Genomic DNA, 22,828 nt, shown 5'->3' with positions numbered 1-22,828 from the left:
CGGCGGTGCCGACCTCGGGTGCCGGTGTCACCGCCCAGGCCCGGCGGGCGTCACACCTCGACACTGCTGCCCCGGCGATCCGCCCGGCAGGGTCCTGCGGAACGTGTCGGCGGGACCTTCGCCCCTTGGGGCACCCCTCGGCCGCGGCAACCCTGGACGTGCGGAGGTGATCGCGATGACGCAGGCGAAACGGTGGATGGTGGACATCTTCATCGACGAGCACGGTGACGAGCGGCGTACCCGTGCCGAGGCGCGGCTGCACACACCGAGCCGGATCGGCCTGGTCGGCAGCGGCGTGGCGCGGCGCAACCCGACCGACCCGGAGATGCCGGAGATCGGGGACGAGTTGGCGGTGTCCCGGGCCCTCACGGACCTGGCCCACCTACTGCTGGAGGCGGCGCGGCCGCCGGCGACCGTGCCGCCGGCCACTCCGCCTCGACCGGCTACACCGCCTCGACGGCCGCAGTGAGGCTCGCGGCGCTCGGCCTGGCCAGGCGCTCGCCGTCGACCACGACCGTCGGCGTGCCGGTGACCCGCTGCTCGCCCATCGCGTGGGTCACCTGGGTCACCCAGTCGGCGTACCGACCCTCGCGCAGGCACTGGGCGAAGGGCTCGCGGGGGATCCCGGCGCCGGCCGCGAGGTCGGCGATCCGTTCGTCGCTGTGCCCGGGGCCGCCCTCGGCGGGCTGGTCGGCGTAGAGCGCCGTGACGTAGCCGGCCAGCTTGCCGGCGTCGGCGGCGCAGCCGGCTCCGGCGGCCGAGCGGGACGAGTAGGCGTTGCTCGAGTAGCGGTCGAGGATCGCCACCGGGTGGTAGACGAGCGTGATGCGTCCCTCGTCGACCAGACGCTCGATCGTCGTGCCGGCCTCCGCCTCGAAGGCCCGGCACGCCGGGCAGAGGAAGTCGAGGTAGATCTCGACGGTGACCGGCCCGTCACCGACCCGCAGTCCGGCCCGGTCGGAGGTGGCGGAGGCGGGCACCGCGAAGTCGTCCCCGACGCGCTGCGCGGCGTAGACCGCGTACCCGGTCAACCCGGCGGCGAGCAGGACCCCGACCGCGACCGCGGTCACCAGCCTGGTCCGCCGCCGGCGCTGCTGCCGCGCGCGCAGCTCGCGCGCCACCCGGATCTGTTCCTTGCGGCTCGCCCGGCTGCTCATGCCTGATCCCTCCCACCCGCGTCACCTACGGTCGTGCGTCGATCCTGGCGCCGCCTGCCGCCTCCGGGCAGACCCGTTGGTCCCGGAGCCCCGGGGTCCTCCGGCCCGATCGACGCGGTGAGCCGGGCGGACTCGGTCGGCCCGGTCGGCTCGGTCGGCCCGGTCGGCCCGGGCACGGGTTCGTCCGGGATGTTGCCGACGCCGATGCGGCGGCGGAAGACCCAGTACGTCCAGCCCTGGTAGAGCAGGACGATCGGCGTGAAGACCACCGCCACCCAGGTCATGATCTTCAACGTGTACGGGGTGGAGGAGGCGTTGTCGACCGTGAGACTGCTGGCGCTGCCCAGCGTGGACGGGAGCACGTTCGGATAGAGGGCGGAGAAGAGCGTGGCGACGGCGAGCGCGATCGCGGCGGCCGTACCGAGGAAGGCCCAGCCCTCCCGTCCGGCCCGGTTGGCCAGCAGCCCGCCGACCAGCGCGACGGCGGCGAGCACCGCGAGCACCGCGGCGGCGACGCCGCCCCGGACGCCCAGCAGCGTCCAGGCCAGGAAGACCACCGCGAGGGCCGCCGCGGCCAGCCCGGCGCGGGCGGCCAGCGCGTTGGCCCGGACCCGCACGTCACCGCTGGTCTTCAGGGCCAGGAACACCGCGCCGTGCGTGACGAAGAGGCTCAGCGTGACCAGTCCGCCGAGCAGGGCGTACGGGTTGAGCAGGTGGAAGAGGTTGCCCACGTACTCGTGGTCGGCGTCCAGGCGTACGCCCCGGACGATGTTGGCGAAGGCGACGCCCCAGAGCACGGCCGGGAGCAGCGAGCCGGCGAATATCGCCGCGTCCCAGCGCGCCCGCCAGCGCGGCTCGGCGCGCTTGCCACGGTATTCGAACGCCACACCGCGCAGGATGAGCGCGGCCAGGATGAGCAGCAGCGGGAGGTAGAAGCCGGAGAAGAGCGTGGCGTACCACTCGGGGAAGGCGGCGAACATGGCGCCACCGGCGGTGAGTACCCACACCTCGTTGCCGTCCCAGACCGGGCCGATGGTGTTGATCAGGACGCGGCGCTCCCGCTCGTCCCGGCCGAGGACGGGCAGCAGGATGCCGACGCCGAAGTCGAACCCCTCCAGGACGAAGTAGCCGGTGAAGAGCACGGCGACGAGGATGAACCAGATGGTGGAGAGTTCCACTGTGCAGACTCCTCAGTAGGCGAACGCTAGCGGACGGTCCTCGTCGGCGTCCGAGCCGGTGTCGGGCGGTGACGGTGGCGCGGCGTCGGGCAGGCCGGCCTTGATGAAGCGGAGCAGCAGGCCGACCTCGATGACGGCGAGCACCCCGTAGAGGAGGGTGAAGCCGGCCAGGGAGGTGACCACCTCTCCGGTGGAGACGGTGCGGGAGACGCCGTCGCGGGTGAGCATCTCGCCGAAGACGATCCAGGGCTGGCGCCCCATCTCGGTGAAGATCCAGCCGAACGCGTTGGCGGCGAGGGGGAGCAGCGGCAGGACCAGCCCGGTGCGGAGCAGCCACCGGGAGGTGGGGGTCCGGCCGCGGCGCATCGTCCAGAGCGCCCAGAGGGCGGCGAGCGCGGCGAGGATGCCGAAGCCGATCATCAGGCGGAAACTCCAGTAGGTGACCGGGATGACCGGCGTGTACGAGCCGGCGCCGTACTGGGCCGAGTACTGGGCCTGGAGGTCGTTGATCCCCTGCACCTCGGCGTTGAAGTCGCCGCTGGCGAGCCAGGAGAGCAGGCCGGGAATCTTCAGGGCGTAGACCTCGCGGCTGCCGTCGAGGCTGCCGATGGTGAGGACCGAGAACGCGGCGGACTGCTCCGAGTCGTACAGCCCTTCGGCGGCGGCCATCTTCATCGGCTGCACCTGGGTCATGATCTTGCCCTGGATGTCGCCGGTGATCAGGGTGGCCACGGTGCCGACCAGGGTGACCCAGGCGCCCAGCTTCGCCGCCACCCGGAAGGCGCCGACCTGGTCGCTGCCGGGCCGACGGATCAGGTGCCAGAGGGCCACCGCCAGCACGAGCGCACCGGCGGTCATGAAGCATCCGGCGAGGGTGTGCGGGAAGGTGACCAGGGTGACCTTGTTGGTCAGTACGGCGAGGAAGTCGGTCAGCTCGGCCCGGCCGGTGTCCGGGTTGAAGCGGTAGCCGACCGGGTTCTGCATCCAGGAGTTGGCGGCCAGGATGAAGTACGCCGACAGGATCGTGCCGATCGACACCGCCCAGATGGTGGCGAGGTGGATCCGGCGGGGCAGCCGGTCCCAGCCGAAGATCCAGAGGCCGAGGAAGGTCGACTCGAGGAAGAACGCCAGCAGCGCCTCCACGGCCAGCGGCGCACCGAAGATGTCGCCGACGAAGCGGGAGTAGTCGCTCCAGTTCATCCCGAACTGGAACTCCTGCACGATGCCGGTGACCACGCCCATGGCGAAGTTGATCAGAAGAAGCTTCCCGTAGAACCGGGTCAGTCGGAGCCACCGCTCGTCGCCGGTCCGTACCCACACCGTCTGCATCGTCGCGACCAGGAACGACAGCCCGATCGTGATCGGTACGAACAGGAAGTGGTAGACGGTGGTGACCCCGAACTGCCACCGGGCCAGATCCAGTGCATCCACGCTGCCGTCCCTTTCCCCAGTTGTGCCGGCCGCGCGACAGCGCCGCCCTGGGAGAAGGATTCAGTCCGGGGCGCCCGGCCCGGCAGGGCCGCAAGACCCGTTCCGGCGGGACCGAGAGCACATACCGGCCCGGGCGCGGGCGTCAGTAGCCGGTGATCCAGGCGAAGCCGTGGTAGGTCGGGCGGGAGTCCACCGCCACCACCCGCAGCACGAGTTCACCCGGCCACCGTCGGCACCTGCCACGCGGTCGGACATGTGAGATCGAGAAGATTCCCTGCGCTCACGCCGCTCAGCTCAGGCGCAGGGTGCCACCAGTAGTCCTTGAACGCGGCTATGACCGACGGGGCAGGGCCACGCCTCCCCACACCAGCACATCACCTTGGCGTAGAGACACGAGTATGGGCTCCGACCAGACGACTTAGGGCCGGGGCAGCCCGATCCGCTGGCTCGGTCGATAGATGTCGTACCCGGAGATGTGACGCAGGTGTGGGTCGAGGCCCTGTTCGGCGATGTGCTCGGCGACCGCCGCGCTCAGTGGTGAGCCAGCCGGTAGGACGAAGGCCGGATGTGGGGCGCTCGCCACCTGGTTGCGGTACGGCAGGTATCGGTCCAGCCCGGCCCGAAGGTCTTCGCCGAGAACCGCGCAGATGGTCTCCTCACTCGTGGCGAAGGTGATGCTATTGCAGGTCCAGTAGTCGGCATAGATGTGCTGGACGTCGTCGACGCGGAGTATGGCTACCAGGTCTAGGCGCTGCTCGGCGAGTCGTCGGTAGTCCGGTGCCTGCTTCAAGAGGCCGACGGTTGCCACCAATGCGGTGCAGAGCACTCCGGCCAGCGCGGCACTTGTACCGATGCGAGTTGTCCGGGCGATCGCACCGCTACCGGTTTGAGTGCCGGATCGGCTGGCGACCTGCCATAGCGGCCAGAGGAGAGCCGGAGTGGAGATGAGCAAGCCGTGGAGGTAGCGGGCGCTCTCCACCGGAGTGGCCCCGGCGGCACTGCTCAGAACATAGGAGAGCAGGCTCACTCCGGCTGCGACGACCAGCGTTAGTCGTGCGGCGTGACGGATCCGATCGGCGGGCCAGGCGGGAAGTCCTGTTGCAAGGTCCGACTCAGAGCCGCCCGGAAGGGGCGCGCACGCGGTGGTTCGGCGCAGCCCTCGCCAGGCCAGCACTGCGGCGGATACCAGCAGGACCGGGTAGGCCAGCCCCCACCAAAGCTGCCACGGTTGGCATTGGCTGGGCATACACATCCCAGTACCCATCGGAAGACCGAAGAGCGTCCCGCCGTAGAGGCGGTCGAGCCAGCCGGCCTGTCCGCCGTTGCTGAGGTTGAGAAAGACCGAGACAGGGTCGTGGCCGGTGTTCAACGTATGGGCCAACTGCGGCGCAACACCGAGCAGAAACCCACCGAGCAAAGCCAGCACGCTCAAATGACCCCGGCGGAGCATCTGCCGGCGGGTGCTGGCCAGCAGCAACACGCCGGCCGCGACCACGTAGGGCATCATCAGCCATTGGATCCAGACCAGCATTCCAGCGATCAAGCCCCAGGCTGCGTAACCGACAGTCCGATGGCGGATACGATTCAAGGCTAGCCCGATGCTGAGCAGTAGGAGCAATACCCCGAGGGGGTCAATCTCCGGATAGCCGCCACCGCCGATGAGCTGGTTTTTCAAGATTCGGTCGGAGCCGAGCGCCAGCAGGCCCACCGTGAAGGTGGCCAGCCACGGCGAGTAGAGCCATCGGGTGAGTACCCAGAGGAAGACCAGGAACGCCGCGTAGAGCAACAGCAGTGGTAGACGCAGGGCGAGGACGGACGGTCCGAGCCAGGCGAAGATCGGCGCGGCGAGATAGGCTTCCAGGGTGCCCATGTAGTGCTGGCCGTAGAAGAACGCTGGCCAGTGTCGACCCTCGGAGATGTGCATGGCCGCGAGCCCCATCGTCGCCTCATCGCTGTTGCTCGGCGGAACGTCAATGAGAAGCATGACCAGCCGATAGCCGAGCCCGGCGATTCCGAGCGCGATGCCAACCAACAGGGCTAACCGTCCAGGCCGATCGCGTCGGGCAGTGTCGACTCCTGCAACACTCTCAGATTCTACTGTCACCACACCATGAATTTTGCCATAGCTCCTGATCTACTCAATATCGGGTAGGGTAAACACCTTCGTGATCCATTCTGTAGCCAGATAATGTTTGTTCCCAGTCGGACGTTGCAGGTGAAAAATCTGATCTAATCGCACCGATTTTTTTGTGACCTGGTTCTGATGGGTTGTCAGTCGGGCGCGCTGCCGACGATATCGTTTCCAGAGACCGGACTGAGGGATCCCTGCGCTATTCTCGGACGACCTCGATGGTCTGGGCAGCCGGCAGGCGGGGGGTGTGCGGCGGGCCGGCCGTCTCCGGATCGGCGGTGCCGAGGCGCAGCACCAGGTACGGGTATCCGACGTTGCTGATCATCTCGCGCAGCTGGCGCCGGGTCGTGGGCAGCTCGACGACGGAGCTGAACGGCAGCACCGTGACGCCGTGCTCGGTGGCGACCAGCCAGCCGGCGGAGACCGCCGCACCGGCCCGCAACCAGTCGGCCGGCTCGTCGCCCGGACCGTAGATCACGGCGTAGCGTGCGGCCCGGTCGTGCCCGGGGCCGACGGTGAGCGTGCCGGCCCGGACGAAATCGCGGCCCGGCACGGTCGTCTCCGGGGCCCGGCTCGGGATCACCGCGTCCGGGATGCCGGCACCCTCCGGCCGGTCACCGCCGATCCAGTACGCCAGCTCGGTGACCTGCTCCTCGTCCTCGGTCTCGACCTGGTCCGCGTGCGAGGCGGCGGCGGCCAGTTCCAGGATCTGGTCGCCGGTGAGCAGGTGCGACTGGACGCCCTCGGCCCGCACCGCCCGCTCCACGGCGGCGAGCGCCTCCTCGCCGGCCGGCGTCTCGCTGACCGGCCGCCGGTCCGTGTGGCGCAGCCGTACCGCCTGGAAGAGGCGCATCGCCTCCGGGGTCACGCCCACCCGGCCGGTGAGCCTGACCCGCGCCAGGTGGTCGGCGTCGGCGGGGTCGGGCAGCGGGGTGACCTCGGCGGACCAGCCCTCGGTGGCCAGCGCGACGAGGGCGTGGTGCAGTGCGGTGCCGCAACTTATCGTCAGCAGCCGCCCCTCGGGGTCGGCCACCCGCAGTTGGCGCTCGCGTACGGCGTGCAGGTCGAGGATGTCGCCCGCCACCCGCCACCGCCAGGGCTGGGTGTTGTGCACGGACGGCGCGTAGCCGGCGGCTTCGGCGGCCTCGGCCAGAACCGCGGCGGCGGGGCGTTCGGTCTCGGTCATCACAGCTCCCTTCGGACCGTGCCCCTATCCTTCCCGGTGGCGGCGGCCGGCGCGTGCCGACCCGCTCACTTCGTGGCGAGCAGCACCGGCGCGGGTTCGGTGACGGGGAGCGCCTCGGTGCTCTCCGGGTCGAAGAAGTAGGCCCGGCCCAGCTCGACCGCCACCTCGACCTCGTCGCCCGCGTGCACCGGGGCCAGGGCGGGCAGCCGCGCGGTCCAGAGTGCCGGCGCGCCGTCGTCCGCCGTGGCCAGGGACTCCACCCGGGCCTCACCGGACGGTGGGGCGAAGAGCAGGTTCTTCTCCCCGCCCAGCGACTCGACCGTCACGGCCGTCACCCGCAGCCGGGGACAGTCACCGGCCGCCGCCTCCGGCAGTCCGATGGCGGTCGGGCGGAGCCCGAGGACGATCTCGCGACCCCGGTAGGAGCGCAGACCGGGCCGGAGCGCCACCTGGCCGTCGGGTACCGGCCACCGGTGGCCACCGAGCAGCAGGGCCAGCCCCTCCTCGGTCTCCTCGACCCGACAGGTGGCCAGGTTCATCGCCGGTGACCCGATGAAGCCGGCCACGAAGACGTTCCGGGGAGAGGCGTACAGCTCGTCGGGCGGGCCCACCTGCTGGAGCCGGCCACGGTCCAGCACCGCGATGCGGCTGCCGAGGGTCATCGCCTCGACCTGGTCGTGCGTCACGTAGATCGTCGTGGTGCCGTACCGCTGGTGCAGCCGGCTCAGCTCGCCGCGCATCGCGACCCGGAGCTTGGCGTCCAGGTTGGAGAGCGGCTCGTCCATCAGGAAGACCTGGGGTTGCCGCACGATGGCCCGGCCCATGGCGACCCGCTGCCGCTGGCCGCCGGAGAGGGCGGCCGGCTTGCGGTCGAGCAGCGTGGTCAGGCCGAGCACCCGGGCCGTCTCGCCGACCTGGTCCTGGATGGCCGGCTTGTGCATCCCCCGCAGGCGCAGGCTGAAGCCGAGGTTCTGGGCCACCGTCATGTGCGGATAGAGCGCGTAGTTCTGGAAGACCATCGCGATGTCGCGGTCCTTCGGCGGCACGTCGTTGACGATCCGGCCGCCGATCTCGATCGTGCCGTCGGTGACCTCCTCCAGACCGGCGACCATCCGCAGCAGGGTCGACTTGCCGCAGCCGGAGGGTCCGACCAGCACGATGAACTCCCCGTTGGCGACGGTCAGGCTCACCCGGTCGACGGCGGTGGTCCCGCCGGGAAAGACCTTCGTCACGTCGGTCATGGTCACGTCAGCCATCTGGGCCCTTCCTCTCCTGACGCGCCGACGCTCGGGCGGGCCGGTCGGCCGGCACGATGACCTCCTCCAGCGGGCGCCGCTTCGAGGCCGCGCTCACCGGTCCGTAGCCGAACCGCAGGACAGCCTGGGCGACGTTCCCGTCGGCAGGGTCTTCGAGCAGCGCCCGCAGGTGCGGCACCTCCACCGGCTGCGTCATGATCGTGGAGACCAGCCCGCGTACGGTGGCCGTGAGCAGCACCCGCTCCAGCGCCTGCCCGCCGCGCAGCCACTCGTACGGCGTGTCGCCCCGGGTGTAGAGCACGGCGATCGCCGGCGCCTGTTCGAACGGTGCGGGTCCGCGCCGGTGGGCGGGGCGTACGGTGCTGAAGTCACGGATCGGCACCGTCTCCAGGGCGTCCCACGACCCGAACGCCTCCGGCGGCACCCCGTCGTGGCGCTCCGCGGCCGGCAACGTCCACTCGTGCAGTTCCCGCCAGTACGCCGGATCGTGCCGGCGCCGTTGCTCGGCGATGCGGACCACGTCCAGGACCGCGTCCCGTGCGCGCGGATCGGTGACCACCAGCCGGGCCCGCTCGGCCTCGGCGGCGGCCGAGAGGTCGACCAGGGCCTCCGCGGGCACGTGTACCTCGTGGAACGGCTGCCGGTTGGTGTGCCGCCGGGGGATCGCCTCGGCCAGCATCATCGCCGTGGCCGGGGCTCTGGTCGGCGGGCCGACGGTGATCCGGGCGGCAAGGTCCGGTTCGTCGACCGCCGGCAGCAGGTGCAGCACCGGGGTCCGGCCGTGGGCGAGCATCGCCGCCCGCAGGTTGAACACGGCGGCGCCGATGCTGATGAGCAACTCGCGGCCCTGCGGGTCGAGTACCGCCAGCCGCCGGCCGCGGTCGGCGAGGATGTCGACCGTGCCGCCGGAGATCCTGAACCGCCAGGGCTGGGTATTGTGCACCGAGGGTGCGGCGACGGCGGCCTCCAGGCACGCCCGCAACAGCCCCCGCGGCGTGCCGTCCGCGTCCGCCGCCCAGTCGCCGGTGGTCACCGCCCGCCCTCGCCTCCGGGAGCCGGTGCCGGTGCCCGCGACGCGGGCTCGATGCGCGCGTCGGCACCGGGGAACACCAGCGACTCCTTCCCGCTGTCCAGCCAGCGGACGACGTACGGCGGTTCACCGGCGTCGCTGCGCACGGCGGTGACGACACCGACCCGCCTCGGGTCGCCGACGTGCGTGCCCTCCAGGACGAGACGGTCGCTGACCTTGGCCTTCATGGTGACCTCCGATGTCTGCCGTCCCCGCTGGGACCCCTCTACCGTGACCCTGCCGGCGGTAAGGCCGGTCGGGCCAGGGCCCTCCTGCCGCACTGGCAGGGACCTTCGGCGCGGCGGCACCGAGGGCTGGCGCGTCCAGGCCCGCCCGCAGGCCGGCCTCGCCCGGCTCAGCCGTTACCGCCGCCTCACCGGGCTCAGCCGTTACCGCCGCCGGTCCGCCCGGCTCAGTTGCGCGCCGAGTCGCCGCTGCGCCAGGTCGACCGCCTCGCTGAACGTCGCCGCGGTCGCCGCCGCGTGGATCTCCAGGCCCGAGACGTCGGCGTGCACCGCCACCGCGTACGGCTGCCCCGCACCCCGCACCCTGGCGTGGCCCAGGGTCAGCCGCACGAAGAGGACCGGCCGGGGCGCGTGCTCGAGGGCGGCGCCCGTCTTCCGGCGTGCGTACTCGATCTGGCCGGCCCGGATCGGGCCGTGCACGTACACCTGGGGTTGCGGTGGTGCGGTCAGTCTGGTCATCGCCGATCCCCTCCAGAGCAGAAGATCATGGGCGTTCACCATGGCTCGGCCGCTTCCGGAGCGCCCAGGGTCGGCCGACCCGCCCGGACCGGTCCTTGGTCCCGCGGAACGCGGCAGGTCGGCACTGATCCGCGACGTGGCCGTGGCCATACGGTCGAGGTGAGAACGAGAACCAATGGTCGGAAGGCGGGACAGACGATGAGACTATGGACGGTCGCCGATGTCATGAGCAGGGACGTCGCCACGGTGCACGAGGAGACGCCCTACCGGGGAATCGTCGACCTCCTCACCAGCAGGCGGGTCAGCGCCGTGCCGGTGGTCGACAACTTCGACCGCGTGCTCGGGGTGGTCTCCGAGGCCGACCTGCTGCACAAGATCGAGACGGAGGGGCACCCGGGGACCCGCCGGGTGTTCGAGGGCCGGCGCCGCCGTACCGCCCGGGTGAAGGCCACCGCCGCGCTGGCGAGAGACCTGATGACCGGCCCGCCGGTCACCACGATGGCGCACACGCCGATCCCGGCCGCTGCCCGGCGGATGGCGGCCGAACACGTCAAACGCCTGCCGGTCATCGACGACCTGGGCCGGCTGGTCGGCATCGTCACCCGGGGTGACCTGCTCAGGATCCAGCTACGCCCGGACGCCGACATCCGCCGCGACGTGGTCGAAGGTGTCCTGCACCGGATCCTCGGCGTCCGCGACGGCACCGTCCGGGTGGAGGTGCACGACGGCGTGGTCACGCTGGCCGGCGAACTCGACCGGTACAGCGCCGTCGTCACGGCCGTGCGCCTCGCCGAGGCCGTGGCCGGGGTGGTCGCCGTAGAAAACCGGCTGACCTTCGCCTTCGACGACACCGCACCGACGCTCGTCGGGGTCGCCTGACCGGGCTGTCCGGCGCCTCACCGGGCCGGCATCCGCGGTCGCCTCGTCGGGCGCTCCACGACCAGCCGGCGGGCCCGCAGCACGCGGGCCCACCACGGCCGGCGGCCGGCGGTCAGCGCCGGTGCCGGCACGCCCTTGAGGCTCACCCAGCCGCCGTGCCCCATCCGGATGGCGCCGACGGCCGGGGGACGCCGCCGGGTCACCGCCACCGCCGTGACGGCGGCGACGAGCACCGCCGCCCCGAGGACCTCCCGCAGGTCGACCGCGGGCCGGTAGCGGACGGTGCCGTGTGTCAGCACCCAGGCGCCGATCGGCCGTGGAACCGAGCCGCCCCGGACCACCGGCACCAGGATCACCGGCTCGGGGCCGGCCAGCGTGACCGGCTGACCCGGCGGATCGGCTCGCCGGCCCTGGTCAGGGCGGGTGACGGTGTCGAGCATGGCCTTCCTCCTGATCCGGGCGCACCGGGCGCCGTATCCGGTCAGGGCGGCGCGGGTCGTCCCGCTCGCGGTCGTACGACTCGTCCTGTTTCCCGGTCGTACCCTCCTCTGCCTTCGTCGTACATCGCGGCCGGCAATGCGCAGTAGGGCCGGAGGGCGGGCGTCCCCGGGGCCTCCGGCACTGACCGCACTCAGGCAGGGCACGGCACTCTGCAGGGGCGCGGCACTCTGCAAGGGCGCGGCGGAGGAGCATCGGGAGCGGACGGGCGACAATCGTCGTACGGTGCCTGCGGCGGTCGTCCGTCGAGGACCGTCGAAGGGAGCGGGCGGCGGTGAAGGAGTTCGCGGACTTCCTCGGCGAGCAGCCGCCCTTCGACGCGCTGGACCCCGACGACCTGGCGCGGCTCGTCACGCGCGTCGAGGTCGAATACTTCGCGGCCGGTGCCACCGTCGTGCCAAAGGACGAGCCGCTGACCCACCTCTGGGTGGTGCGCACCGGGGCACTGGAGGTGGTGGACCGGGGCCGCGTCGTGGACCTGCTGGGGCCCGGCGACACCTACGGGCACGTCTGGCTGCTCTCCGGCCTGCCGCCGCCGGTGCGTCTCCGGGCCCACGAGGAGAGCCTCTGCCTGCGGATCCCCGATCCCCGCGGCTTCCTGTCCCGTCCCGACCGGCTGCGCTACGCCGCCGTCCGGCCCGGTACCGGCCGGCAGCACGTCGTCGGCGCCGGTCCGGGGCGCGCCGGCCAGCCCCTGACCCGGCTGTCCCGGCCGGTGGTCTGGTGCGACGGGGCCGACCGGGTACGCGACGTGGCGGACCGGATCGGCGCGAACGGCTCGTCGTGTGCGCTGGTACGCACCACCGCCGGGCTCGGCATCGTCACCGACCTCGACTTTCGGCGGGGCGTGGCGACCGGCCGGGTCGGCGTCGACGCGCCGGTCGCCGACCTGGCCAGCGTGCCGGTGCTGACGGTGCGGGAGGACGCCACCCAGGCGGCGGGGCTGCTGCGGATGGTCGAGCACGGCGTGCACCATCTGGTCGTGGTCGACCGGGACGGCCGGCCGTCCGGGGTGGTGCGGGCCGTGGACCTGGCCCAGGTCGAGGTGCGGGATCCGCTGCTGGTCCGTTCGGCCGTCGACGACGCCGATGACCTCGACCAGTTGGCCGAGGCGTGCGGGCTGCTGCCGGGCGCCCTGGTCGAACTCGCCGGGAACGGTGTCGCGGCCGTGCACATCGGCGCCGTCCATGCGGCGGTCGTCGACGCGGTCGTCCGGCGGGTGCTGCGGCTGCACCACGGCCCGGTACTGGACGGCGTCCGGCACTCGTGGGTGCTGCTCGGCTCCCTGGCCCGCCGGGAGCCGCTGCCACTCTCCGACATCGACACGGCGTTGGTCTGGGCCGACCCCGACGATCCGGCGACGCCCGAGCCGGATCGTGCGGAGCGGTTCCGCGCCGGGGCCAGGGAGGTCCTCCGCGACCTGCAACGGTGCGGCCTGACCCTCTGCGCCAACGGCGTCAACGCCCACAACCCCCTTTTCAGCCGCTCCCGGTCGGAGTGGATAGCGGCGGCACGCGACTGGCAGGGCGACCCGACCCAGGAGAAGGCCCTGCTGCTCTCCGCGATGGTCGCCGACAGCCGCCCGCTCACCGAGCCGGCGCTCGGCCAGGCGCTGACCGCCGGGATCCGCTCGCACACCCGTACCAGCCAGTTTCTGCGCGCCGTCCTGGACGAGGCGTTGGCGTGGCGGCCGCCGAACGGCTTCGTCCGGGACTTCGTCGTGGCGCACACCGGTGAGCACCGTGGCCAGCTCGACCTCAAGGCCGGCGGGCTCACCCCGATCGTCGCGCTGGCCCGCTGGATCGCGATCGCGGCCGGGGACGCCACCGGCGGCACGGTCGACCGACTGCACCGGGGCGCCGCCCTGGGCCTGCTCAGCACCGACGAGGCGGAGACCCTGGCCGGCGGCTTCGAGAGCATCTACGGGCTGCTGATCCAGCACGAGATCGCGGCGATCCGGGACGGTCGTACCCCGACGACGTACCTCGCCCCCAAGGAGCTGGACTCGCTGACCCGGCGGCACCTGCGGGAGACCTTCCGGTCGGTCGCCCTGGTGCAGGCGGGGGTGGACCGCAACTGGCGCTACCGGTTGCCCGAGCGGGCGCGCTGAGCCGCGATGCGCCTCCGTCGTCGCGCGCCGCTGCCGACACCCGATCCCCGCACACCGTGGCGGGAGGCGGAGTTCTGCGTCCTGGACCTGGAGACGACCGGCCTCGACCTGGGACGCGACGAGATCGTCTCGTACGGGGCGGTGCTCGTCCGGCACGCCCGGATCCCCTGTGCGGAGGTCACCTACCGGCAGCTACGGCCGTCCCGGCCCAGTTCCGCCGCCGCGCTGGCCGTGCACGGGCTGCGGGCCGCCGACCTCGCCGACGCACCCGTGCTGGCGGAGCTGCTCGACGAACTCGTCGGGCTGCTCAGTCACCGGGTGCCGGTCGCGCACGCGGCCTGGGTCGAGCGCGCCTTCCTCGACCGCGCGCTGCGACCGTACGGCCGCCGCCCGGGGCGGATCATGCTGGACACGGCGGCACTGCTCCGGGCGACCAGACTCGCCACCGCCGACTCGGGCCGCGAGCCGGAGCTCGAAGCCGCCGCCGAGGGCCTGGGACTGCCGGTGCACACCCCGCACCATGCCCTCGGCGACGCCTTCACCACGGCGGAACTGCTGCTCGCACTCGCGACCCGGATGGAGCGCTCCGCGGCCGGCACCCGGCGGCGCACGCTCACCGTCGGCGACCTGTACGCGGTGTCGCGGCACCACCGCAGCCACTAGGCACCGGCCGCTCGTCGTCCCATGGCGCAGGTGTGCCGCCTACGGTGCAGGTGTGCCGCCCACGGCGCAGGTGTCCGCCCACGGCGCAGGTGTCCGCGTACCGCGTCCTACGGCGCAGGTGTGCCGCGTACCGCCAGGTCGCGGAGGCGGCCGACGTTGTCGAACGAGCCGAAGCCGACCCGGCCGGAGCCGAACGTGGTGTCGACCGCGGTCATCAGCGGCTCCCGCGACCCGTCGAGATAGACGGCGATCTCGCCGGTGGCCGGCAGGTGGACCAGCCGGACCCGGTGCCAGCGGGCGTCGGTGATCGCCGGTGGCGCGCCCCGCACCCCGTTCCACTGGTGGTCGAGGCGTTCCCGGTCGGCGTTGTCGACCTTGAAGATGCCGTTGTGCGGATAGATCGTGTTGTCCGTCGAGAGGTGGGCGTAGTAGAACTCCGTGTCCGAGCGGTAGCCGAAGACGATGATCACGTCCCGGTTGGTGACCTCCACCGGGGTGTCCAGCCTGACCTCGGCGGTGACCTGCACCGCGCCGAACTCGGGGCCGGCGGTCAGCACGGCGTACTCGAAGGGTCGGCGCGGGCCGGGGCGCTGCTCCCCGGCCTCGGCCAGCACCACCTGGCCCCGGGGGAACCGCCACTTCTCCGGGGTCACCGGCCGCCAGTTGGTCGGCCGCATCGTGTCGCGGACCCGGGTGTCCCCGACGTCACCGGTGGCGAAGGTCCGGGTGCCGGTGACCCGCCAGATCTTTCCGTTCGCCTTTGCCAGCAGATAGAGCTCGCCCTCGGCGTCGGTGCCGAAGCGCAGGTCGACCCGGTTCGGGTCGCCGGGTGCCCCGGGGCCGGAGAGGTCCTGCATCCGCACCCGCCGGCCCGTGGAGTCGAAGAGCATCAACTGGTGCAGCGGTGCCAGCCTGCCACCGCGCCGCATCCGGCTCGCCTCGGTGTAGAAGACCCGCCCGTCGACGATGTCGCCGAAGACGTACCTGCCGCGCAGCGCCGGCACGTCCCGGCCCCGGTAGACGAACCCTCCGGCGACCGCGACGCCGACGTCGTCGGTGCAGTTCCAGCCCGGCGGCGGGTCGTGGTCGTAGGCGGCGACCGGGTAGGTGTAGCCGTACCGGTCGTCGTCGGCGGGGAGCGGGAGGATCCGGTCGCACGGGTCGGTCGCCGTCCGGTCGAAGACGAAGGCACCCTCCCGCTCGCTCCAGCCGAGGTTGTCGCCGGCCCGCACGTCGTAGATCGCCTCGATCGCGTGCTCGCCGATGTGCCCGAGGTACATCCGGCCGGTTGCCCGGTCCCAACTGAACCGGTGCGGGTCGCGCATCCCGACCGCGTAGATCTCGCCGAGCGCGCCCGGGTCGCCGACGAACGGGTTCCCCGGCGGTACGCCGTACCGGCCGTTGCCGGCGTTCGTGCCCCGCGGGTCGACCCGGAGGATCTTGCCGTGCGGCATCGCCATGTTCTGCGGATCGGTGCCGCGCGCACCCGTCCCGCCGTCGCCGACCGCGACGTAGAGCAGGCCGTGGTCGGACGAGCCCCGCCGGGCGGTGGGGTTGAAGTCGATCTGCTGGATGCCGTGCACCCGCCCCGCGAACCCGATCCGCAGCACCTCCCGCCGGGTGCCGGCGAAGGTGTCGGCCGCCGGGTCGTCGGCGGTCCACTCGGTGACGATGCCGTGGAACTGCGTGCCCGGCTGGGCGAAGTCCGGTGTCTCGGTGACCCGGGACGCCTGCTCGGTGTGCACGGTGTAGAAGCGTCCGTTGCGCCCGAAGCCGGGGTCGAAGGCGACGAACCCGAAGCCCTGGCCGAGCCCCTGACCGGAGAAGAACTCCGGGGCGAACGCCGCGCCGACGTCGAGGTAGACGCGCGGATCGACATCGCCGCCGGGGTCGCCGGAGCCGCCGGAGCCGCCGGAGCCGCCGGAGCCGCCGGGGTCGACGAGGTAGAGCCGGCCGTTGAGGTCCGGCACGGCCTGCCGGCCGGATCCGTCCGGCAGCTCGACGAGCGCGTTGATCCGGGCGTGCCGCATCAGGCGTACGTCGGTCGGCGCCGGCACCGGCTCCGACCTGGGGAAGGCCGCGTACTCCTCGAGGACGAGACCGAGCCCGGACTGGATCGGCGGCTCGGGGATCGGGTCGTACACCGGGTCGGCCTGGGCCGGCGAGGTGGCGAGGGCGGCGGACAGGATCAGGGCGGCGGCCGTGAGCGAGGCGGTCGTCCCGGACGCCCGGATCGTCGGGGTGGGAATACGCACGCGGGTCACTCCATCCTCTTCGGAGGGCTGAGGCAGGGTGGTGCCGATGGTGCGGATGGTGCCGGTGGTGCGGTCGGGTCGGTCGGGTCGGTCCGGTGACCGCCCGACTATCTGGTGCTGCCTGTGCTGCCTGTGCCGCCGTCGACCGGTGCGGTGCCGGGACGGTTGCCGAGGTAGAGGTCGCCGAGCTGCGGGTCGGCCAGCAACTCCGCCGCCGGCCCGGAGATGTGCACCCGGCCGAGGTCGAGTACGCAGCCGAGGTCGGCGGTCTGCAGCGCCCGCCGGGCGTTCTGCTCGACGAGCAGTACGGCGGTGCCGGCGTCCCGCATCCGCACCACCTGCTCGAAGACCGTGCTGGTCGCCTTCGGGTCGAGGCCCATCGACGGCTCGTCGAGGAGGACGACCCGGGGCTGGACCATCAGCGAGCGGGCGAACTCGACCTGTTTCTGCTGCCCGCCGGAGAGGAGCCCGGCGAGCGTTCCCCAGCGCTGCGCGACCACCGGGAAGAGGTCCCGGACGAAGTCGGCCCGTTCGGCCCGCAGCGAGGAGTTCCGCAGCGTGTAGCCGCCGAGCAGGACGTTCTCGGCCACCGTCATCTCCGGGAAGACGCTGTGTCCCTGGAGCACGTGCGCCACCCCGGAGGCGAGCAGCTGCTGCGGTCCCCGGCCGGTGACGTCGACCCCGCCGACGAGGATCCGGCCGGACCGGGGCCTCAACAGCCCGCTCGCCACCTTGAGCACAGTGGACTTCCCGGCGCCGTTGGGGCCGACGAGACAGACGATCGTGCCGGCCTCGACCGACACGTCCAGGCCGCGCAGCACCGGGGCGGCCCGCCCGTACCCGGCCTGGATGTCGACGAGTGCGATCTCAGACCCCAAGGTACGCCCCCAGCACGCGCTCGTCGGAGCGGATCACCGACGGTGGCCCCTCGGCGATCGGCCGTCCCCGGTCGAAGACCACGACGTGGTCGCTGATGCTCATCACCAGGTCCATGTTGTGCTCGACGATCACGAAGGTCCTTCCCTCGGCGTTGAGCTCCCGCACCAGGCTGCCGATCCGGTCCAGCAGCGCCGGGTTGACCCCGCCGGCCGGCTCGTCGAGGAGGACGGTCTCCGGGCCGCTCATCAGCACCCCGGCGAGTTCCAGCAGCTTCTGCTGCCCCCAGGACATGTTCCGGGCCTCGACGTCGGCGAGGTGCTCGATGCCGAGCCGGGTCAGCCAGCCCCGGGCCCGGTCCACCTCGGCGCGGCGCCGGGCGCCCCGCAGGCCGTTCCAGAGCCCGCCGCTCCGGGCCGCCACGAGCACGTTGTCCAGCGCCGACATCCGGGGGAAGACCCGGCAGAGCTGGAAGGTCCGCCCGATGCCGGCCCGCGCGATCAGGTGCGGCGCGCGGCCGGTGATCTCCTCGCCCCGGTACGACGTCCGCCCGCCGTCCGGCCGGATCATCCCGGTGACGCAGTTGAAGAAGGTGGTCTTGCCCGACCCGTTCGGCCCGATCAGCGCGTTGACCTCGCCCTGCCGGAACGTGACGGTGGCCGCGTCGAGCGCGGTCACCCCGCCGAACGCCTTGGTCAGCCCGACCGTCGCCAGGCTCTGTGCCGCACTCGTCGCACCGCTCCCGACCGCCGCACCCGCCGTTCCGGTCACGATCGCTCCTCCGTCCCGGTCACGAACGTTCCTCCGCCCGCCCGTCACCGGTGCCGGCGGTGGCGTCGGCGCTCTCGGCCGGTGGCCGCGCGGCCGGACCGCCGGCCGGTGCGGCGGCGTCGCGCTCGCGCAGCTCGGCGGCGCTGACCTCACGGATCGAACCCTGCGCCGGCCGCAGGAGGCGGTCGGCGAGCGCGCCGATCGCCGGCAGCACCCCGTCGGGCATGAACATCACCACCAGGGCCAGCAGCAGTCCGGTGGCGACCAGGTGCAGCGGCGTGTTGCCGAACTCGACCTTGAAGTACTCCAGCCCGATCCCGACGACGAGCGCGCCGACCAGCGGGCCGAAGAGCTGGCGTACCCCGCCGAGCAGCGCCATCAGCACCAGGTAGGAACCGGTGAGGATGGAGAACTGGAAGACCGGGTCGAGGTCGCCGAACCAGAGCGCGTAGAGGCCACCGGCCAGTCCGGTGAAGCCGGCCGAGACGACGAAGACCACCAGCTTGTACGCGAAGGTCGGCGTACCCAGCGCCTCGGCCTTGTCCTCGTCCTCCCGGATCGCCTTCAGGCCCAGGCCGAAGCGGGACCGGTCGACAAGCCACCAGACCAGCAGCGCCGCCGCGAGCAGGACCGTGAAGAGATAGAAGAAGACCCGGTGGTGCTCGGGCCGGAGCAGTCCCGGGAACGGGCGCGGTACGACGAGCCCGCGCGACCCGCCGGTGACCGACGCCCAGCTCTGGAAGACCAGCAGCAGGATCAGCACCAGCGCGATGGAGACGATCACGAAGGAGGCGCCGCGTACCCGCAGCGCGGCGAACCCGACCGGCACCGCGAAGGCCGCCACCAGCAGGGCCGCCACCGCGAGCGCGACGAAGCTCGGCAGGCCGGCCCGGACCACGAGCAGCCCGGTGGCGTAGCCGCCGAGCCCGGCCAGCGCACCGTGGCCGAGCGAGATGTAGCCGGTGAACCCGCCGACGAGGTTCCACGACGTCGACAGCACCGCGTAGTTCAGCACGACCACACCGGCCGACAGGATGTAGGGGTTCGGCGCCCAGGCGGGAAAGGAGAGCACGGCGGCGGCGAGGACCAGCACGGCGACCGCCGGCAGCACCCGGCCGAGCCGGTGGACCCGCGGCGACCGGCGGGTACCCGGCGGGAGGAGGTCAGAAGCGCTGGGCAAGCCGACCTCCGAAGAATCCCTGCGGGCGGAACGCCAGCGTCGCGAAGAGTGCCAGGTAGAAGACCGTCTGCGCCCAGGTGGTGCCGAGCGGGATCTGCAGCAGGCTCTGCACCAGCCCGAGCAGCATCGCGGCGGCGGCCGCTCCCGGCACGCTGCCGAGCCCGCCGACCACGATGATCGCCATCAGCGGGCCGATCCAGTGCCAGTGCAGCGACGGGTAGATGGTGGTGTCCAGGGCCAGCGCCGTACCGCCGACGGCGGCGGTGGCCAGCCCGAGGCCGAAGCCGAAGCCGGCGACCCGCTCGGTGTCGATCCCGACCAGTCGGGCGGCGTCGGGGTGCTGGATCGTCGCCCGCAGCGCCCAGCCGAACCTCGTCCGCTTCAGCAGCAGATAGAGGGCGAGCAGCGAGACGGCGGCGAGCCCGAACGCGATCAGTTTGACCACCGCGATCCGGGCGCCGAAGAGACCGAGGCTGGCGGAGCCGTAGCCGAGTTGGACGCGCCGCTGCGTGCCGGTGAAGAGGTATCCGAGCAGCCCCTCGATCAGTACCGCGATGGCGAAGGTGAGCAGCACCGACATCATCGTGAGGGTGGCCGGACGCAGCCGGGCCAGCAGCAGCCGCTGGAGCAGCACGCCGAGGCCGAAGAAGAGCGGGACGGTGCCGACCATCGACAGCAGCGGGTCCACGCCGAGCCTGGTCCGGGTCCACCAGGCGAGATAGGCGGCGAGGATGAGGAACGCCGAGTGGGCGATCATCACCACCCGCATGATGCCGAAGTAGAGCGTCAGGCCCGCCGCCAGGAGGGCGTAGAGCCCACCCAGCAGCAGGCCCAGGATGACGCTCTGGAAGAGCAGGGCGCCCGACGGCATCCGCTACCTCACCAGGCCGGCTTCGGGTAGACGAGGTCGGTCTCCTTCGCCTCCGCCGGCAGGACGATCTGGATCTGGCCGCCGACCCACTGCTGGATCATGTGCGCGCCCTGCGGCTTGCCGGTGGCATCCCAGGTGAGTGGGCCGACGACGGTCTCGACCTCGTTGCCGCGTATCCAGTCGACCAGCTTCTGCTGGCACTCGCCCTGCTCGGCACAGCCGGCCGCGGTGACGGCGGCGGCCACCACCTGGCCGGTGGTGTACGCGTTCGCCTCGTCCTCCTCCGGAGCCGTGCCGAACTGTGCGGTGTACTTCTGCACGAACTCGACGTTGCTCGGATAGGGCGCCTTCTGCGTGTAGCCGGTCGGCGCGAGGATGCCCTCGGTCTTGTTACCGATCGCGGCGGCGAACTCGGGGTTGGTCGGCGCGGTCGAGAAGGCCGCCAGCCTGGGCTGGTATCCGAGCTGTTGCAGTGCGACGATCAGGTTCACGCCGTCCTGGTACTGCGAGCCGCCCACCACCATGTCGGCCTTGGACGCCGCGATCTTCGCCGCGATGCCGCTGAAGTCGGTGGTGTTCGGCGGGTAGACCTCGTCGACCACAGTGCGCACACCGCCCGCCTCCAGCTTCGCCTTCAGCCCGTAGGCGGTGCCCTGGGCGAACGGGTCGTCCATGGCGGCGTAGGCGACGGTCGCCGGGCGCTGGCCGGCCGGAAGTGCCAGCAGGTGTTCCGCGAGGTGGTTGTAGTGGTCGTCGGCGACCGCCGGTGCGGCGTAGAAGAGGTTCTTGAAGCCCTGCTCGAAGACCTCCTTCGCCGCGCCGGCCGGCTCGACGAAGAGCATGCCGTACTCCTCGGCGACCCGGGCGGCCGGGACGACCAGGCGGGTCGAGAAGGGACCCACCACGATGTCCACGTTGTCCTTGCCGATCAACTGCTCGTAGTCGGCCACCACCCGGTCGGCGTTGGACTGGTCGTCGAGGATCCTCAGCTCGATCGGGCGGCCCAGCAGGCCGCCCTTGTCGTTGGTAATCTTCGCCCAGGCCTCGTAGCCGCGCTGCACGCCCTTGCCGGGCTCGGAGAAGTCCCCGGTCAGCGGGAGGGAGATCCCGACGACGATCGGATCGTTTGAAGAGCCGGATCCGCCGTCGTCGTCGCCACAGCCCGCCAGCAGGAGTGCCAGCGCCGCGCCGACCGCCGTTGCCCGTCGTCCGTGTGTCGCTCGTCCGTGTGTCGCTCGGGATGTCATTCCTGACGCTCCTCTGCACAGGTAACGAAAGCGCTTACGTAAGCGCTTTCGTACCATAGGCTGTGGTCTACGTCACTCGCAATAGTTACCGGCGACCGTCCTCGATGTTTCTCGGGAGTTACCGATGCCCAAGCCTGGCGGGAGGCTGCGCCTCGTCGACGTCGCCGAGCGGGCCGGCGTGTCGCTGGCGACCGCCTCCCGGGCGCTCGCCGGGCGGGACGGTGTCAGCGAGGCGGTGGCCGACCGGGTCCGGCAGGTCTCCCGGGAGCTCGGCTACGTGGCGAACCCGTACGCCCGCACCCTGGCCGGCGGTGCCACCTCGACCGTCGGGCTCGTCGTGCACCAGGTCGACGACCCCTACTTCTCCGAGATCGCGGGCGGGGTCATCCAGGTCGCCGACGAGCAGGGCCTGCTGGTGCAGATCTGTCACTCCGGCCGCGACCCCGACCGGGAGCTGCGGCAGCTGCGGCACCTCATCGCCCAGCGGGTCGGCATCATCCTGATCGCCGGCTCGGGCTACGACGACCCCCGGGTGGAGGCCGAGGCGCGGGGCGAGCTGGCGACGTACCAGGTGCTCGGCGGACGGGTCGCGGTGATCGGTCGGCACTCGCTCGGGGTGGACGCCGTACTCCCCGACAACGAGGCCGGCGGGCGTGCCCTCGGCGAGCACCTGCTGGCGCTGGGGCACCGCCGCATCGCGGTCGCCGCCGCGACCGGCGGGCTCACCACCGTCATCGACCGGCTCGCCGGGCTGGCCGACGCGCTGCGCCGGCACGGGCTGCGCCTCGACGAGCTGCCGGTCGTGCAGACCGACTTCACCCGGGACGGTGGTCGGGTCGCGGCCGAACAGATCCTGCGCGAGCATCCCGACAGCACGGCGATCGTGGCGCTGAACGACTCGATGGCGATCGGGGTACTCGCGACGTTGCGGGCGCACCGGGTCGCCGTACCGGAGCGGATGTCGGTGGTCGGCTTCAACGACGTCTCGGTGGCCGCGGACCTCGCGCCCGGTCTGACGACCGTCCGGCTGCCGATGACCGGGATGGGCCGGATGGCCCTGGAACTGGCGCTCAGGCCGCGGTCGAAGCGGCCCCGCCGACGGCGGACCGGGCAGGCGCTCGTGGTCCGTGATTCGACCGCACCGCCGCCGGGATGAGCACGGCTCCGCCCCGCATCCCGTTTGCGGCAAATAGCAGGGACCGTCGCGGCAGTGCCATACTCTACCGACATCGACGAACGCGTCGGTCGTCGACCGTCCACATGCGAGGTGACCGGGGCCGGCCGCTCGTCGCCGGCAGGTTGTCACACGGGGGAGCACATGGCTGGGTGGGTGGCCGCGATCGGTCCTTGCGATGTTTCCTGCCCG

The 22,828-nt window shown here is 72.1% G+C and carries 20 protein-coding genes and 1 pseudogene; 5 read left to right on the top strand and 16 right to left on the bottom strand.

The genetic code is table 11. The features are described from left to right. Window positions 1-175 precede the first annotated feature (175 nt). On the top strand, window positions 176-469 hold the full coding sequence (locus tag ACN27G_RS16305; RefSeq protein ID WP_421493667.1) for a DUF1876 domain-containing protein: 294 nt from the start codon (window positions 176-178) through the stop codon (window positions 467-469). Here the strand turns inward: ACN27G_RS16305 and ACN27G_RS16300 are convergent. From ACN27G_RS16300 to ACN27G_RS16260, 9 genes and pseudogenes are all read right to left on the bottom strand, one after another. Next, on the bottom strand, window positions 444-1,157 hold the full coding sequence (locus ACN27G_RS16300; RefSeq protein WP_421493666.1) for a DsbA family protein: 714 nt from the start codon (window positions 1,155-1,157) through the stop codon (window positions 444-446). The genes ACN27G_RS16305 and ACN27G_RS16300 overlap by 26 nt on opposite strands. 185 nt (window positions 1,158-1,342) lie before the next feature. Continuing rightward, window positions 1,343-2,335: pseudogene (cydB, locus tag ACN27G_RS16295) on the bottom strand (cytochrome d ubiquinol oxidase subunit II); the annotation flags it as partial. A gap of 12 nt (window positions 2,336-2,347) precedes the next feature. Beyond that, on the bottom strand, window positions 2,348-3,766 hold the full coding sequence (locus ACN27G_RS16290) for a cytochrome ubiquinol oxidase subunit I (protein ID WP_421493665.1): 1,419 nt from the start codon (window positions 3,764-3,766) through the stop codon (window positions 2,348-2,350). Between the two features lie 418 nt (window positions 3,767-4,184). Then, entirely contained in the window at window positions 4,185-5,798 is a 1,614-nt protein-coding gene (locus tag ACN27G_RS16285; RefSeq protein ID WP_421493664.1) for a hypothetical protein, read from the bottom strand. A 298-nt stretch (window positions 5,799-6,096) separates the two neighbouring features. Next, on the bottom strand, window positions 6,097-7,083 hold the full coding sequence (locus ACN27G_RS16280) for an Acg family FMN-binding oxidoreductase (protein ID WP_421493663.1): 987 nt from the start codon (window positions 7,081-7,083) through the stop codon (window positions 6,097-6,099). 65 nt (window positions 7,084-7,148) lie between these two features. Beyond that, complete coding sequence (locus ACN27G_RS16275; RefSeq protein ID WP_421493662.1) at window positions 7,149-8,339, bottom strand: ABC transporter ATP-binding protein; 1,191 nt, start codon at window positions 8,337-8,339, stop codon at window positions 7,149-7,151. Beyond that, window positions 8,332-9,372, bottom strand: a complete 1,041-nt coding sequence (locus ACN27G_RS16270; RefSeq protein WP_421493661.1) for an Acg family FMN-binding oxidoreductase — start codon at window positions 9,370-9,372, stop codon at window positions 8,332-8,334. The genes ACN27G_RS16275 and ACN27G_RS16270 overlap by 8 nt, the downstream gene beginning before the upstream one ends. After that, complete coding sequence (locus ACN27G_RS16265) at window positions 9,369-9,596, bottom strand: DUF1918 domain-containing protein (RefSeq protein ID WP_421493660.1); 228 nt, start codon at window positions 9,594-9,596, stop codon at window positions 9,369-9,371. Before ACN27G_RS16265 ends, ACN27G_RS16270 begins: the two co-directional genes overlap by 4 nt. Window positions 9,597-9,797: 201 nt before the next feature. Beyond that, window positions 9,798-10,112, bottom strand: a complete 315-nt coding sequence (locus ACN27G_RS16260; RefSeq protein WP_421493659.1) for an HPF/RaiA family ribosome-associated protein — start codon at window positions 10,110-10,112, stop codon at window positions 9,798-9,800. 225 nt (window positions 10,113-10,337) lie between these two features. Here ACN27G_RS16260 and ACN27G_RS16255 point away from each other — a divergent pair, with 225 nt between their 5' ends. Next, the gene (locus ACN27G_RS16255) at window positions 10,338-10,991 is read left to right on the top strand and encodes a CBS domain-containing protein (RefSeq protein ID WP_421493658.1); all 654 of its coding nucleotides are present in this window, start codon (window positions 10,338-10,340) and stop codon (window positions 10,989-10,991) included. A gap of 17 nt (window positions 10,992-11,008) precedes the next feature. On the opposite strand, the gene ACN27G_RS16250 is transcribed toward ACN27G_RS16255, so the two are convergent. Continuing rightward, window positions 11,009-11,431 (bottom strand): hypothetical protein, encoded by a 423-nt coding sequence (locus ACN27G_RS16250; protein WP_421493657.1) that lies wholly within the window; start codon window positions 11,429-11,431, stop codon window positions 11,009-11,011. Between the two features lie 332 nt (window positions 11,432-11,763). Between ACN27G_RS16250 and ACN27G_RS16245 the strand changes: the two genes are divergently transcribed. After that, window positions 11,764-13,599 (top strand): putative nucleotidyltransferase substrate binding domain-containing protein, encoded by a 1,836-nt coding sequence (locus tag ACN27G_RS16245; RefSeq protein ID WP_421493656.1) that lies wholly within the window; start codon window positions 11,764-11,766, stop codon window positions 13,597-13,599. A gap of 6 nt (window positions 13,600-13,605) precedes the next feature. Further along, a complete protein-coding gene (locus ACN27G_RS16240) occupies window positions 13,606-14,262 on the top strand; it encodes an exonuclease domain-containing protein (protein WP_421493655.1) in 657 nt (218 codons plus the stop codon). 107 nt (window positions 14,263-14,369) lie between these two features. Here ACN27G_RS16240 and ACN27G_RS16235 read toward each other — a convergent pair whose 3' ends face one another. From ACN27G_RS16235 to ACN27G_RS16210, 6 genes are all read right to left on the bottom strand, one after another. Beyond that, window positions 14,370-16,517 (bottom strand): PQQ-dependent sugar dehydrogenase, encoded by a 2,148-nt coding sequence (locus ACN27G_RS16235; RefSeq protein ID WP_421493654.1) that lies wholly within the window; start codon window positions 16,515-16,517, stop codon window positions 14,370-14,372. 107 nt (window positions 16,518-16,624) lie between these two features. After that, window positions 16,625-17,395: an ABC transporter ATP-binding protein gene (locus ACN27G_RS16230; RefSeq protein ID WP_421493653.1), complete on the bottom strand. Its 771-nt coding sequence runs from the start codon at window positions 17,393-17,395 to the stop codon at window positions 16,625-16,627. Beyond that, window positions 17,385-18,164, bottom strand: a complete 780-nt coding sequence (locus tag ACN27G_RS16225) for an ABC transporter ATP-binding protein (protein WP_421493652.1) — start codon at window positions 18,162-18,164, stop codon at window positions 17,385-17,387. Before ACN27G_RS16225 ends, ACN27G_RS16230 begins: the two co-directional genes overlap by 11 nt. Window positions 18,165-18,183: 19 nt before the next feature. Beyond that, window positions 18,184-19,344, bottom strand: a complete 1,161-nt coding sequence (locus ACN27G_RS16220) for a branched-chain amino acid ABC transporter permease (protein ID WP_421493651.1) — start codon at window positions 19,342-19,344, stop codon at window positions 18,184-18,186. Further along, complete coding sequence (locus tag ACN27G_RS16215) at window positions 19,328-20,215, bottom strand: branched-chain amino acid ABC transporter permease (protein ID WP_421493650.1); 888 nt, start codon at window positions 20,213-20,215, stop codon at window positions 19,328-19,330. The genes ACN27G_RS16220 and ACN27G_RS16215 overlap by 17 nt, the downstream gene beginning before the upstream one ends. 8 nt (window positions 20,216-20,223) lie before the next feature. After that, on the bottom strand, window positions 20,224-21,462 hold the full coding sequence (locus ACN27G_RS16210) for an amino acid ABC transporter substrate-binding protein (RefSeq protein WP_421493649.1): 1,239 nt from the start codon (window positions 21,460-21,462) through the stop codon (window positions 20,224-20,226). A gap of 124 nt (window positions 21,463-21,586) precedes the next feature. Between ACN27G_RS16210 and ACN27G_RS16205 the strand changes: the two genes are divergently transcribed. Continuing rightward, window positions 21,587-22,618 (top strand): LacI family DNA-binding transcriptional regulator, encoded by a 1,032-nt coding sequence (locus ACN27G_RS16205; protein WP_421493648.1) that lies wholly within the window; start codon window positions 21,587-21,589, stop codon window positions 22,616-22,618. Window positions 22,619-22,828: the final 210 nt, after the last annotated feature.

The organism is Plantactinospora sp. WMMB334, from assembly GCF_049179095.1.
GTDB lineage: Bacteria > Actinomycetota > Actinomycetes > Mycobacteriales > Micromonosporaceae > Plantactinospora.
This window is presented reverse-complemented; position numbering and strand designations above follow the sequence as displayed.